This window comes from Mesorhizobium sp. M0019 (assembly GCF_040323975.1).
In the GTDB taxonomy this organism is placed as follows: Bacteria; Pseudomonadota; Alphaproteobacteria; order Rhizobiales; family Rhizobiaceae; genus Mesorhizobium.
Genome location: NZ_JAMYVK010000086.1, coordinates 1 through 14046, shown reverse-complemented (window position 1 = coordinate 14046; position 14046 = coordinate 1). Strand labels below are relative to the sequence as shown.

12 protein-coding genes and 1 pseudogene are annotated in these 14046 nt (G+C 56.8%); 7 read left to right on the top strand and 6 right to left on the bottom strand.

The genetic code is table 11. From position 1 onward, the window contains the following. Positions 1 to 267 (top strand): transposase (locus NKK47_RS33570; RefSeq protein ID WP_352579748.1); only part of this gene is annotated, 267 nt, incomplete at its 5' end. Positions 268 to 546: 279 nt separating this feature from the next. Here NKK47_RS33570 and NKK47_RS33565 read toward each other — a convergent pair. Next, on the bottom strand, positions 547 to 1884 hold the full coding sequence (locus NKK47_RS33565) for a hypothetical protein (protein WP_352579747.1): 1338 nt from the start codon (positions 1882 to 1884) through the stop codon (positions 547 to 549). A 199-nt stretch (positions 1885 to 2083) separates the two neighbouring features. On the opposite strand from NKK47_RS33565, the gene NKK47_RS33560 reads away from it, so the two are divergent. Both NKK47_RS33560 and NKK47_RS33555 read left to right on the top strand, forming a co-directional pair. Then, positions 2084 to 4405, top strand: coding sequence for an SIR2 family NAD-dependent protein deacylase (locus NKK47_RS33560; RefSeq protein WP_352579746.1), 2322 nt, complete (start codon positions 2084 to 2086; stop codon positions 4403 to 4405). Next, on the top strand, positions 4302 to 5735 hold the full coding sequence (locus tag NKK47_RS33555) for a hypothetical protein (RefSeq protein ID WP_352579745.1): 1434 nt from the start codon (positions 4302 to 4304) through the stop codon (positions 5733 to 5735). The genes NKK47_RS33560 and NKK47_RS33555 overlap by 104 nt, the downstream gene beginning before the upstream one ends. Before the next feature lie 110 nt (positions 5736 to 5845). On the opposite strand, the gene NKK47_RS33550 is transcribed toward NKK47_RS33555, so the two are convergent. From NKK47_RS33550 to NKK47_RS33540, 3 genes are read right to left on the bottom strand one after another with little or no spacing between them, the layout of a single operon-like run. Then, positions 5846 to 7306: a nucleotidyl transferase AbiEii/AbiGii toxin family protein gene (locus NKK47_RS33550; protein ID WP_352579744.1), complete on the bottom strand. Its 1461-nt coding sequence runs from the start codon at positions 7304 to 7306 to the stop codon at positions 5846 to 5848. After that, positions 7303 to 8118, bottom strand: coding sequence for a type IV toxin-antitoxin system AbiEi family antitoxin domain-containing protein (locus NKK47_RS33545; protein ID WP_352579743.1), 816 nt, complete (start codon positions 8116 to 8118; stop codon positions 7303 to 7305). The genes NKK47_RS33550 and NKK47_RS33545 overlap by 4 nt, the downstream gene beginning before the upstream one ends. Before the next feature lie 57 nt (positions 8119 to 8175). Further along, positions 8176 to 8349, bottom strand: a complete 174-nt coding sequence (locus NKK47_RS33540; protein WP_352579742.1) for a hypothetical protein — start codon at positions 8347 to 8349, stop codon at positions 8176 to 8178. Between the two features lie 250 nt (positions 8350 to 8599). On the opposite strand from NKK47_RS33540, the gene NKK47_RS33535 reads away from it, so the two are divergent. Then, the gene (locus NKK47_RS33535; protein ID WP_352579741.1) at positions 8600 to 9946 is read left to right on the top strand and encodes a tyrosine-type recombinase/integrase; all 1347 of its coding nucleotides are present in this window, start codon (positions 8600 to 8602) and stop codon (positions 9944 to 9946) included. 236 nt (positions 9947 to 10182) lie between these two features. Here NKK47_RS33535 and NKK47_RS33530 read toward each other — a convergent pair whose 3' ends face one another. After that, positions 10183 to 10800, bottom strand: a complete 618-nt coding sequence (locus tag NKK47_RS33530) for a hypothetical protein (RefSeq protein ID WP_352579740.1) — start codon at positions 10798 to 10800, stop codon at positions 10183 to 10185. Between the two features lie 273 nt (positions 10801 to 11073). Here NKK47_RS33530 and NKK47_RS35285 point away from each other — a divergent pair. Continuing rightward, positions 11074 to 11277 (top strand): annotated as a pseudogene (locus NKK47_RS35285) (hypothetical protein); the annotation flags it as partial. Positions 11278 to 11398: 121 nt separating this feature from the next. Here the strand turns inward: NKK47_RS35285 and NKK47_RS33525 are convergent. Continuing rightward, positions 11399 to 11896 (bottom strand): hypothetical protein, encoded by a 498-nt coding sequence (locus NKK47_RS33525; RefSeq protein ID WP_352579739.1) that lies wholly within the window; start codon positions 11894 to 11896, stop codon positions 11399 to 11401. Positions 11897 to 12015: 119 nt separating this feature from the next. Between NKK47_RS33525 and NKK47_RS33520 the strand changes: the two genes are divergently transcribed. Beyond that, positions 12016 to 12681, top strand: coding sequence for a M12 family metallopeptidase (locus NKK47_RS33520; protein ID WP_352579738.1), 666 nt, complete (start codon positions 12016 to 12018; stop codon positions 12679 to 12681). An 83-nt stretch (positions 12682 to 12764) separates the two neighbouring features. Beyond that, entirely contained in the window at positions 12765 to 13733 is a 969-nt protein-coding gene (locus NKK47_RS33515) for a S1C family serine protease (protein ID WP_352579737.1), read from the top strand. Positions 13734 to 14046: the final 313 nt, after the last annotated feature.

Here is a 14046-nt window from a genome sequence, read left to right as displayed (position 1 = left end):
AACATCGAGGAGACGCTGAGCTTCTATCGGCTGCCGCTAGCTCACCACAAGCACATGAAGTCGACGAACATGCTGGAGCGGCTGAACCAGGAGATCAAGCGGCGCACCCTGGTCGTTCGCATCTTCCCCAACCCGCGGAGCTGTCTGCGGCTGGTTCGGGCATTGGCGGTGGAGATCCACGAGAACTGGCTCGAGGCGACCCGCTACCTCAACATGGATCATCTGCGCGAGCACAAGAAGGAGAGCCTGAGGGCCTTGGCCGCCTGAGCACCGTCATGTGTCCGCCGCTCCGCTAAACACGGGAGCTGCGCGGCGGACACGCCGACGTCAACGCAATGCCACGCCATTTTGCAGAACTTGACGCACACAACTTGTTCACCAAATCAGTATCGGCTTCGCTGACACATGGTGCCTCGCTTCGGCGCCGCGTGGCTCGTCAGCAGTTCGAGTAGGCAGCAACCTGCAACGTGTGGATCTCGAGTGCAGCCACTGTGGCGTTACGCATTCCTCAACCTGATAGTGCTGACTCGGGCCTTAATTTTTACGCTAAATGCTCGCCTTCCCTGACCGTCGGACTGGCAGGGAGTTGCTCGCCTCGACTGGCTCGAAGAGTCTGATGGGCGTCATCTCGGAATATCGAACGCTGAATGGACCGAAATTCCGCATGATCCGGCGCCATTCGTCAGTTAACTCAGACGGCGTAAAGATCAGACTCGGCTCAAATTTGCCGTGTGTGTCAATTCGAAAACCGTCACGGCCGTATTCGGCCAACTTGTATTGGTTCCCGATAAAATGAATGGCTTTGATCTTGTCTGCCAATGTCTTGTTCATGAACAGAGCAATCATGCTGTCGTCAATGTCAGAAAGACGGAGATAGGGACCGAAGCGAAAGCTACCGCCACCATACCCAAACTCAGCACGCAAAAAGCGCACGTTCTCCATCCCGACTGACGTGAATGTGCCGACGCTGATGCCCTCTCCGTCATCGTCCCCTTCGTCTGCGGGAGCGTTCTGTTTCGAGTCATCTCCCGACGTCGTAATGCGTTGCTCCCACTTGGCTCCCATCATCCCGTGGAAGATGCCCGCGGGCATGGCCTCGACGTCCGCCAAAGATTTTGCGCTCGCTCTATCAGCGCGATCCGACGTTCCAAACGTCACCATAAAGAGCCCATCTCTCGGTTCGGCGAGACTCATACTCACGAAAAACCGGAAGTGGCCGATTTCATTGCCATTGTATTCGCGGTCCAGCTCTAAGAGAACGAGGAACTGCTCAAGGGGAGCATTCATCTCATGCAGAAATTGCATTCGGTTCAGCGATCTCTTTATTTCGCTAAATCCATCAACAATCACACTTTGGATATCGTCGCCCCATCGCGCGAAGAATGTCGCCTGTTCTGCGTCAGACATTGGGATGCCGAGTGACTGAAATCGGATCGCCATTCCGTCGGCACCGTCAAGAACCAAGCGAATTCTTTCCCGATCGAAGATTTCGCAATAGGCCAACCCGCTTTTCGTGGCTTTCTCAACCAGGGCATTCTTTTCGCCGGCTGTAAGATTCACGTTTGTGAAGAAGACAAAGGCCTTGATTTCAGGATCGGCTGCGGTCGCACTCGCCAAATCCGCCGAGAATTTTTTATGGGCTTTCTTCTTGTGATCCGTTGAATCGCTAGCTTGATTGACAAACCCGATAGCACCATAAGTTTTCTGTTCCCCATTCAAGACAGCTTCGATGTCTCGACCGCCATCAGGTCCGCCCCGAGGGTGACGTGGTCGAACATTCGTGAACCGCTTGTCCAAAGCAAGGACGGCAGTGCACATACGTTCCCTTTGCAACTGGTTTGTGTCCAGATAGCTTTTCAATCGTTCATCAGTTCCGAACGTCATGGGACCAGTTTCTTTGATAACAATGAAAGAGCGAGATCCATTTTTTCCTTCTAAACTGTTGCTTGTCAGCGAGTCTGATCGACCGGTGTCGCTCGACTCAAATTACTGGCAAGAATTTCGTTTAGAAGCTATCCCAGTCCGGGGAAACAGCGGCGCTCCATTCCTGCGGAATGCGGTTACGCCAGGGGATGGGATCTAGATGATGAATTCCTTTTCGGATGCACCGCAGGTCGCGCGGATCGCCGAAGCCCTTTGGGCGCGAGAGCCGGTGGGATCTGCTGCCTTACTGGTTGGCGCCGGATTCAGCCGCAACGCAACTCCGGTGCGAGCCTCTGGTGGCACGATGCCAGACTGGAACGACATCTACGGAACAATGGTAAACCAGCTTTACCCGGCAAACTCCGGCCAGGCGACAGACCAAAACCAACAACGAGAACGGCTGTTGAAACAGAGTGGCGCGACCAGCGCCTATCTGCGGGTGGCAGAAGAATTCGAGGCACAATTCGGACGCAATGCGCTCGACAAATTGATATTGGCAAATGTCCCCGACCGCCAGTTCACGCCGGGTAAACTGCACGAAATGCTCGTCCAGCTCCCGTGGGCCGATATCATGACGACCAACTGGGACACGCTGCTTGAACGAGCGGCTGAAAGCGCAGAAGAGCGGGTCTATGACATCCTGCGCACCGTCGAGGAGATTCCGGAGGCGCGGGCACCGAGGGTCATCAAGCTGCACGGCAGTTTCCCGTCGCATCGCCCATTTGTCTTCACGGAAGAGGATTTCCGGACCTATCCGGCGCGATTTGGGGCTTTCGTCAACCTCGCGCAGCAGCTCGCGATGGAGAATACACTGGTTCTGCTGGGATTCTCGGGCGACGACCCGAACTTCCTGTTCTGGTCTGGCTGGGTGCGCGATCGGCTAGGGCCGAAGGCCCCGCTTATCTATCTGGTGGGCGCGCTTGGATTAAGCGCACCGAAACGCAAGATGCTCGAAAGCCGGCGCATCCAGCCAATCGATCTCGCGAAACTTGAGATGTTCGAGACCTGGCCGAAGAGCCAGCAGATGGAGAATGCCCATCGGTGGTACCTTGAATGCTTGCGTGCGGCTGAACCGTATCGAGCGAAGCGCTGGCCGCGACCAGCTGCAGGTTTTGTACCCCCGCTCGTGCATGTGAGCCCGGTTCCCGATTCAAGATCACCGATGCCGGATCCGCGGTCGAGTGACATCAACACACCTGTGCAAATGGTTCGCGAGTTGGTCTTACAGTGGCGGCAGAACCGTACCATATACCCCGGCTGGATTGTGCCTCCCTTCGATACGAGCCAGTTGCTCTGGCGACGTCTATCGATGCGTCTCGACGATATCATTAGCGGATTGCGTGCCCTCGACGAGGACGAGCGGCTCGATGCATTATTCGAGCTCAACTGGCAACAGGAGGCGGCGCTCGTTCCGCTGGCATTGACCGTCGATGATGTAGTTCTGGAACTTCTGGACGCTCTGATCGGCCGTTACGAACAACTACCCCCCGAACCGGCAAGACAATTTCGAGCCCTTGCGCTGGCGATCTTGCGCCACGCGCGCGAAGAGAACGATGCCGGCCTTCACAAGCGCTGGTCGGATTGGCTGGCGCCCTGGCTCGCGGAGGATACGGAAGGGCTCGAGCGCCTGACCTATGACAGCTGCCTGCGCCTGCGCGCAGATTTTGATATCGACGGGCTCGAGGCAGCGCTCAAGAAGTGGAATGTCCAGGGCGACAGCTTTTGGCTGTTGCGCAAGGCGGCCTTGCTCGCGGATCTTGGGCGGGACGAGGAAGCGTCGCTGTTGTCGGTCGCCTCCTGGTCACGTGAAAGTTTCGCGCTGCTGTTTCGCAGTTCCGTGCTGTTCGGCACGCTTGGCGATTGGCATGAGAACGGGCCCGTGCGCGACCGGTTCGATATGCGCCAGGAGGAACTCCAAGCGCGTGGCTGCCCGGGTCGCAGCGACTTCTTCAACTTAATGGACCGCCTCGCTCAGCCGGCGCCACCGCTCAAGCAGGAGCGAGAAAGCACGCGGCGATTTGATCTGGGCTCGATATATCGAACCTTCAATTTTGGACCACTAGATCCACGCATTGACCGGCTTCTTGCTTATCAGGCTCTCCGTTTCCAGGAAGAGGGAGGCCTGCCGCTTCGCATTGGACATGCAGCGGTCGCCAGGCAAGTCGTGTTCGAAGCTGCGCGCTGGCTGATGGATGTCGCACCAACAAGGGCGATCGATGCTTTTCTTCTGGCCTCACCTGGATCCACGAGCAAGCAGTTTGACGCGCTTTTTTCCCGTTCGATGATCGCCAGGGTCAACGCGGGCGAGGCGGACCGTCTAATCGATCGCGTTCGCGAAGAAGCGTGTCGATGCGGGAAAAACGGAGCAGCGCTTTTGGATGGAACGGCTCAAATCCGCGCTCGAAATCGCTTCGCGCGTGGTCCTGCGCACGCCGCATCGCGCTCCAAAGTTGCTGGAGATCGGACTTGCCCTACATGCTGATCCCCGATTTCCCCGTAGCATCGATATAGGCGATCAGCTGCGCCAGATGGCGAGCCGCTGCTTTGAGGCTGCGGAGATCCCCGCGCACGATGCGATGCTGCTCGCAATCTTTGAGCATCCGATCACCAGGAACCCCGGCAATTTCGCCCATGGCGTCCGCGATCCGGAGGAGAATCTCCCGAGCGACGTCAAGATGGGGAAACCCGATCCGAAATGGCGGAAGATCGTCTCAGATACACTCGCGGCGTTGCGTCAGGCCGATACACGGCTCCCGGCCTCGTCGCGGACGGCATGGCTGTTCAATGCCAAGCTGCTCAACGGAAAAGACTTACAGGTATTTGGCGAAGCATTGTGGGATCCAGCTTATGTTGAAGACGGCCTGCCCAGCGGGACTGTCTTCTACCCCGGTGCCTTCCTCTCATTTCCAAAGCCGGCCAGCGCGGATGCGCAAGGAGCCTTGTGTGCCAAGTTTCTTTCCGACGCTCCGCTCACGGATGCAGATCTCAAGAGCGGTGCGTTGGCAAACCTGCTCAGAGAGAATCAGTTTCTGATCGACGAGGCTCATCTCGTTGCGCTGATCGAGCGTCTTCACGTTTATATTGCAAATCATGCTGCCGTATCGGCGAGACCAGACCTGTTCAGCAGTAATGATCGCAACTTAGCGCAGGAATGCGGGCGGATCGTAGCGAACCTCGCGATGCGAGCAAAATCAAGCCCCGCTGCGACCAAGAAATTGCGGTCCCTGGCGATACTCGATCGATATCCGCTTCGTCTGGAAGCTGCCTACCCCTGGCTCCTCGATCTGGGCATTGTGACGGTGGATGCTGCCACGAAGGGGCTGCGAGCGTTGATCGGAAGTGGCGATGAGACCGATGTGCTGGTTCTCTCGGCCCTGCTGGATCAGATTTACTGGTCGAAAGGCTGCGAGGCCGACCTTGAAGCGGCGCTCTGGCCCGAGATCGCGCAGGTGGTAGCGGTGCGAGCGCCTTCACCATTAATGTGGGCCCTTCGGTTCTTGGCATCCTCAATGCGCAAGGACCCGGCGCGGGTGCCAGCCAAAATCGATGACGTATTGAGCATCGGCCTCGCACTGATCCTCGAAGAAACCGAGATGACCGGCCCGGCCGAGCAACTGCGCTACGACCCATTCCTCGCGCGGCACTTCGGCGCCATTTTGGTCAGCGCGATGGACCGGAACAAGCGCGGGGACCCGGCCATGCGCGCCGCCTGGTCAAAGGCGATTGAAAGCGATCCCTTGCCCGATACGCGCCGCGGCCGGGCAAACGCGTTTCGTGAATACAAGGCTGGAGGCGATGCGAACGAGGATTGATGCAGAGCGTGGCACAACATTGGCTTCATCGATCAGCATCACCAGCCAGCGACCATCACCGCACTTCTTAATCACCTCTTGACACGGACCCCCGTGGTCGTTTCCGTTAACTAGTATTTCGTTGTCACATACGTACCAAACGTGCCGTAGCATTCGTAACCTGTCCGATTGTTCTTGTGCTTGTTCAAAGTCGCATCGTAGCTCTTCTTGCTGAACGTCTTTCCACAGGAGGAGCACCTGAAGACGTAGGTTGGGCCATTTGCCGCGGTGAAACTCGAGCTTCGGGTTGATCTAAGAGCGGGCAAACGCCGAACAACTGGCGTGCGGCGCACCTCGAAAGTTGCTCCTGGGCCCGAACTCGCGGTCAGTGAAATGCTTTGAAGGCCTGATGGCGTAAGTTCAATGGGGTAGCGCGGTGCGAATGGCGTCTGGGTGGCTTTGACCCCGAGAATGCTATCGACCAGATAACTGCGCGGCTGCCCGTCGTCTGCGCGCACCGCCATGAGCAGCACGTCTCCTGCCTGCGAGCGGCGGAGGGAGTAAGCTTCGATCGCGCGCGTGGAGCGGTTGCCTTGCTTGTCCCGGTAATCAATTTCCACGAGGAGCCGGTTAGCCGCAGCGAAGCGGATCATCTCAACGAAGGTTTGGCCTCGGCCGCCCGCAGTCAAACCGATGATTCGTTCACGGATGAGCGTGTCACCAGTGCGGATAGGCATCGCCGCGAGTGGTTGCGTGACGGCGCCTTCGAGCCAGGCGAAAATTTCTGGGAGCGACTCCCAGAAGGTCGCGACCGGCAGGAGCGCCGGGAGCTGGTGCTGCAGCATGTGGATCCAGCCCGTTTCAAGATCCCCGCGGTGCGGCTCAAGGTCAGCTATGCGCGGAATGTCGATGCCCTTGAATTCACATTTGGCGCGCAGGACTTCCATGAAGCGCTGCGGGTCAGGGCGTGCCTCGGCATTTCGGTAGAGGTGCACGACGTCATAAAGGTCGCGTGGGCGTGTCCGCTCTGCTAGCGCGCGGAATTTTTCGGCGAAGGCTTCCACGTAGTCATAGGCCAAGACCTCGATTCCATTTTCTGGACCGTCGCTGTACGGGTGGAATATCTGCGCACGGACAGGCGGTAGAACGACACGTTCGTCAGCCGTCAGGTCGAGTTTGATGCGCGGAAGCGCGTGGGTTGATGAGACAGGCCCCTTATAGCTGATCTTTCCCTGACACGAGATTTGCCCACGGGGATTCTGATAGATCTCGAACTCTTGCTTGTCGGCTGGAATCTCGATGCCTGTTTGTTCGTAAAGCCATTCACTGATTTCAGAAAACGTGCTCCCCAAAAAGTCGGCGTCGAGTTGGTCGGGTTTGATAAGCGTGAAATCGAGGTCTTCGGAAAAGCGATAGGTCTCGAAGAAACATTTCTTCAGGCACGTGCCGCCCTTGAACACCCAATTCTCCGCGAGATCCTCGTGCCGGTAGATGCCGGCGAGCATCCATCCGAGGACGTAGTCCTTCTCAACGACATGTGGCGTGAGGGATGTCTGCTGGGCGATGGCGAGGATTTCGCGCTTCTCGATCATGTCGTTCCCTCGCGAGCCCAGCGCGGGGGCACGCGCAGTCGCCACTTTGTCACAACGTGCGGCCCATCCTGGGCGGGGTCGAGCTTGGCGTGGCCGCCGCTGAGATGGTGTTCGCAAAGGCGCGCGAGCGCCGCCCCTTCGGGGGAGCGTTCCGCCAGAAAGCCCAGGCGCTTGAAAACGGCGCCATTGGCGAGACGCACCGCGTACTCGATGAGCCTCTCATCGTCGCGGTCACTGCGGCGTAGGTAGGCAGCGAGGCAATCGGCCAGGTGCTGGATTCCGCCGCCGATCGCTGGGTCATCCAACATATCGATGATCGTGCGGTGCACGTCCGACACGGGCACACGCGTCTGATGGCGCCAGACGCTCTTCGTGCCAAAGAGCTTCCGCTCATCGATGTGCTTCAACGAAAAAAGCGTGCCGTGTCTCTCTTGGCGCTTCTGCCGCACGGCCTGTGCGGTCATCACGAGAATGTCCTTGAAGAGTTGTTCGGTGAGGTCCCAATGCTCGGCCGCCGTTCGACCCCCGATATAGGCTGGCGCGAAGAGCGCGGGGACGAGCACCCATGGATCATCAAGGACGCGATCCGACCCCAACGTATCAATTGACGCCGCGACATAGGCGCCGCGGCCCACGCGGCTCAGCCATCCCTGCTCCACCCAGCGCGACAATCGCTGGGCGGCGGCGGTACGGTCGAGTTGGAGAGCAGCCACTACGTCATCGACGTGAATGACGTCGCCCGCCGCGGACAGCACACGGACAAGTTGCGAACGACCCTGGGGAAGGTGGGCAGCATTTTTCTCCATCTGCATTACTTAGCAAAAAAGGCGAATTTTTGCAACTAGAGCAACGAAGTTGCCATTGCTGTATCACTCCAATTTCGCGATAAGTGCGAAGTAGAGCGAATGGATAAATAGGCAAAAGCACCAGCGGCCTATCCGTTCTTCGATGCCGACGAGGTCGAGCTTGCCGTGATTTACGCCGAGGCAACGCTGCGCGAGCCGCCCACGATAGAGCGACGAGCCCCCCAAGGGTGCGGTCATCGTCGCCGATAGGCACGTCTCTTGCCGCACCCGACGGGATTCAAACTTGTGACCTCTGCCTTCGGAGGAAATTTTTCGGACTTTCCTTCGCGTTTCTCTTTGCACGCCGCAGCTCTCTATCCATTTGATTCCATGTATTTATTTTGACACCAGCGCCGAATTTTGTAGGCTACGGCAGGTCGAGATTTTCTCCCGCCTGCTTCCGAGGACTTCCGCGGAAGCAGGCGAGAAGGTGCAGGAAGGGCAACACATGGCCAAGCTGACAAAGCGCGTTGTCGATGCCGCGGAAGTACGCGATGCGGACTATTTCATGTGGGACGACGAGCTGCCGGGGTTCGGACTACGCATGTTTCGGTCTGGAAAACGAAGCTACCTCGTCCAGTACCGCGCCGCCGGTCGTACCCGCCGCTATACGATTGGGCTTCACGGCGTCTGGACACCCGAAACCGCCCGTCGTGAAGCGCGCATACTTCTCGGAAAAATCGCCCAAGGCGAAAACCCGTCCGAGGAACGGCGCCTCGATCACCAGGCGATTACCGTCAAGGAACTTTGTGAGCGATATCTTGAAGATGCTGACAAGGGCTTGGTCCTGGGCAAGGGACGTCGACCAAAGAAGGTATCGACGTTGACGATCGACAAGAGCCGTATCTGCCGTCACATCATCCCGCTTCTGGGCACCCGTCGCGTTAAGGACATTGCTTCAACCGACATCAACCGCTTCGTCCGGGACGTCACGGCCGGACGGACCAAAGCCAATGTGAAGACCAAGGCGCGAGGTCGCGCGATTGTTCGTGGTGGGGCCGGAACAGCCGCTCGTGCGGTAGGATTGCTCGGCGGCATTTTCACCTACGCGATAGAGCAGGGGATCATCGAGAAAAACCCGGCCCACGGCGTGCGGAAGCAAGCTGATCGCGTCAAGGATCGCCGTCTGACAGAGCAGGAGTATCGAGAACTCGGAGCGATTCTACGGAAGGCAGCGGAGAATGACCCTTTGGGTACCTCTCTCGCCGTCATACGGTTCCTTGCGCTCACGGGCTGCCGGCGGAGCGAGATAGTGAGCCTGAAGTGGACCGAGGTCGATGTTGAAAACAGCTGTCTTCGCTTTGAGGACAGCAAGGAAGGAGCCTCAGTAAGGCCTATCGGGCTGCCGGTTCTGGAGATGACGGACGATCTAAGCAGGGATGAGCAGGACACCTTCGTCTTTCCGGGCACGGTCGAGGGGAAGCCGTTGGTTGGCTTTCCTAAATATTGGAAGAAGGTTCTCAAAGGGACCCCACTCGAGGACATAACGCCCCACGTGCTTCGCCACAGTTTCGCCAGCGTCGCCAACGACCTCGGTTTCACAGAAGCCACCGTTGCCGCTCTCCTCGGTCATTCGCGAGGTACGGTGACGAGCCGATACATCCATACCGTTGATACCGCGCCGATCATGGCGGCTGACACGATTGCGGGGTACATCAATGGACTTCTGGACGGAATGCGCTTTACACGAACATCGTACGCCCTCGATCGTCCGGCAAGAGAGGCCGCTCTTTCGCGTCTGTTTTCTGAGGTCGTAGCTGACGAGGATGCTGACGTCGAAGCACTAGCAGCATAGGCAAAAGCCGGGTTCGCCAAACCGTCACGGAACCACCGATACCGACATTCGGTGAGTGTCGCAATTTCAAGCTAAATAACGACACAGACCGGAACGCCTGTCAGACAGATTCAAAATCCGCGATCTTTACGGATATGTCGGTTCGAGTCCGACCGCCCGCACCATCTGTAGCGGTCTGACCACGGCGTTGCGGTGTCTCCAGCACACGAATGGCCTCCCTACGTCATACATTGCCACTAGTCCGGAGTGATCCAAGAAGGCACTGTGTTAGGAACATTGAGGCGTGTGTTGTTGTTTCGACTTAACCAAGCGGACGTCCCGCTCGGCAAGCATTTGTCGGGAAACGATTTCCATCCCAGACGCTTGCTCACAAAGATGACATCGAAGGTCGCCATCACACGAACCGTGCGCCCGACCTTGCGGGGTACCACGGTGTAAAGTGCCAGAAAATCCTGGTCGCCCTTTCTGGCCACCGTTGCATTGAAGGTGGAATCTTCGGTCGACTCGACACCATTGTACTGAGAACCCAATGGAAACGCTGTGCAGGTTGTGTAACCCGGCGGCGGCCTCAGGTAATTTTTTTGGTCCTGCTCGTCAGTCTGGTTGAGCTGATCGTTCAGATTATAGAGCGCTCCGCTAACCGACGCTGGATCGCAGCCAAGATAAGCGCAGCCCGCCGCAACTACAGCCTGTCCCTCTTTTGAGGTAGATTCTTTCACAAGCTTCTGAAAAACGTTGAATTTTACTTCTCGCTTGTAAGTAATCTTTTGCGTGACAAAACCCGCCTCAGCTGACAAGGCCAATGTAGGAATTAATAACGTTGCAGCAAAAAGCAAGATGCCCGCAACCCGCATGGTCACGCTCCACTTTTTCTAGAGTTTCAGTTCATAGATTGTTTAATATACACAATCCGCGAGTCTCGCAAGACGTTAGAGATTGTACAAGGACACTTGCACAACGGGCTCGGCTAGAACCTGGCTAGGTCGCCGAATTGAGGGGACCAGCGGCGGAAATCAGGCGCCAGCTGAGCCGCGTCAGTCCGTGTGCCATAGGGGATCAAAGTGTCATCGTCGAACAGGGGCCGTCGGACGAAGTTCTGGAAGGGCGAAGGCCCGCTGACCGATTGAGAAAAGGAAGGGCTGCTGTGGGCAGCGGCAGGCAAGACCTCGTCGGAAACCTCCCAGATACGCACCGTTAAATGGCACTCGACGCGTATTCGCGAGGCGCTCGGCGTCGCCACCACCACGCAAGCTGTTGTTGAAGCAGTTCGCAGGCGCTTAGTCCATCCCCGAATGCGTCACCTGTCCGATCGGACAGGTGACGTACATTAGAACTGCTGCAACTATTCGTTCGAGAACGATCGGGGGATCGCGCCATGATTACGCGCCACTCCATCTTGCCGCAGGCGCTCCGACAATTTTCAGCCCGAAATTCTGAATCCGGGCAGGCGTCTCAGTTCGGCGCTTTACTGAATTCAATAGGAGGACAGCGAAGCTCCTTCGGCGGATTGGGTTTCAGGCAACGAGGATCGATCAGCAGCACGCCTTTCTTGTTCGTCAGCGCAAGCGATCCCTTAGACAGGTCAGCCGTAGCCAAATTTTTGAACTTAACAACAATGGTATTTCCACGGTTCCCCTCATTCGCCAAAGTATTAGATATAGAAAGTCCGCCGGTCCCTCCGACGGCGCCAAGCGGCACGCCGGCTGCGCTGGCACCTGCTGTCGTTGTCGAAGCGCCCTTGGCGCTGATCTGAAAGGTGACTGAGACTTCATCTACGGCCATGCCGAGCTTTTCGCGGTTTTGTGTTCGCTGGTGAAGGTTGTTCAGGCTGTCGGCTACGTCACCCAACGCCGCGTCAAGCGTGATGCTGCTTGGTTCGGCCACTTGCCGTGCGGTGTAGCCGCATCCAGAAACGACGCCCGAAATCGCTAGAACCAAAATAATCTTCATTGCACCCTCCTATTTCTTAGAATAAAATGAAACATAAGTATCTTGTGTGTCTAGAGGGAAGATTTTTGCCGCTTACTCAACAGTGAACGGCTGTAGTTGTGCGATAGGGGGAGAGTCGCGTGAAACACCTTTTGGGAAGTTTTTTGCTTGTAGCCTCTTTGATTGCTGCCCCGATGCCGGCGGCTGCGCAAAGCGCCCGGCCGGCGGGTGTGACAGACGACCAATTGTTCGGCACCGTAGTCAGAGAATCGAAATGGTTGACCATGCCCATTTCGGTATGCTGGGAAAATCCTGGCGCTGATGACCAACAGTATCGAGCAATTACCCGCTCCGCAGTCGAGGAGACATGGGAGCGGTACTCTTCCGTTCGTTTCACTGGATGGGGCGCCTGTGTCAACGATGCCCCTGGTATACATGTAAGGATCGCGGAAGAGGGTCCTCACACAAAGGCGCTGGGGAGGTACTTGGATCAGATGCCCGCCGGCACGGTGTTGAATTTCACCTTCAAAGACTGGAGTCCAGGCTGCCAAAAGACCAAGGATTTCTGTGTCTACGCGATTGCCGCTCATGAGTTCGGGCACGCGCTTGGGTTTGCTCACGAGCAGAACCGGGAAGATGCGCCGCAGCAATGCCGCGATGAAAACAAGCAAGGGACGACTGGCGACTACAATGTCACCAAATATGACCCAAATTCGATTATGAATTATTGTAATCCGCAATGGAATGGCGACGGCAAGTTGAGCCCTCTGGACATAGAGGCGGTACGGAAATTCTACGGAAACTAACGCCACTCATCTCCATTTTTGCCTGTTTAAGCTCTGCCTCCGCGCAAGACGCTGTTGCGGTCGCGGCGCGCTATGAGGCCCGAGTGGCACATGTCGAGATTGTTGGAACTCTGTACAATAACACGCAGGAGGTCGAAAGCGGGTCGGGAATATTGGTCGGAGATTCCTACATTCTAACGAACAACCATGTAATCCCACGCGAACAGAACTATCAAAAGTTGGATATTTCCGTACGTCTGATGTCGCGTCTATTGAACCCATTAAGCATCAGGTCGGTAATGCGCGACCCCCAGCGCGACCTTGCCCTGCTTGAATTGGCTTCGCCTGTGGCGAACGCAAGCGGCAAACGCTGTCCGATGCCTGTTATTATAGATCCCACTGACGTGCCCAAGGGTACATCGATTTATATAATGGGCTTTCCACTCAATCAGGATCTGAGTATTGCTGGGGGGCTGGTAAGCAATCAGAATGCTGGCAACGGTTATTGGCAGACCGACACACTCATTAACCCAGGAAATAGCGGAGGCCCGGCGTTCGACAACAGAGGTGCCCTCGTCGGCATTGCTACTGGGGGCATTGTTAAGTGGAATGATGGTGGAGGAGAACGGGACGTCGCGGGGGTCAACTTCATCATACCCTCGACTACAATCACCGACAGTCCTCTCTACGCGACAATATCTGGAATACCGGAAATCAGAAGATGCTGGACTACATTTAGCAGAGTTGACGCCGTTGTTCCGATACTGAAGGAGTCTCGCGCGAAGCAATTGAATAGGACGTACTCGGTTTCAACGACAAAGGACGACCATCCTAAACTGGAGCCAGACTCCCGAACTTACGATCAGACATTTCAGGCAGACCCCGACTATCAAATTACCAAGTGCACATGGAGCGGACTCAGCGAAAACCATCACCACGACCTGATCTGCAACATCGGAGCTGATAGAATGTCCGCCACCTTTTCCTTCAGACTGGAAAGCGGCCCCATGTTCGACAGATGGCGCGGATGGTGGACTGGAACTGTGACGCTGGAGCAGGAACTCAAACCCTAGAATATCGACGCGCGCGCGTTTGAGAAATGCCGACCCGATCTTTGAAGACCCGCATGCGGTCATCGTCCGTATGGTTCCGCGACGGCCATACAATCGCATTTCGCTGCTCTATGCCCCTTTCGCATAAACGCTCGGGAGAAACGTCGGTCACGTAGTTCTCTTTCATGAAGTTGATGAAGTTGTCGCGGAACGTACGCATACGACGAAGGCCGCATGATTGGGACGCGCGCGTGGGCGCGGCGGGCTCTATGATGGCGATGCGTGAAGGTCAGGCGGCCTGCTGATCGGCGGCCTTGTCGGCTTCGCGCAGGCG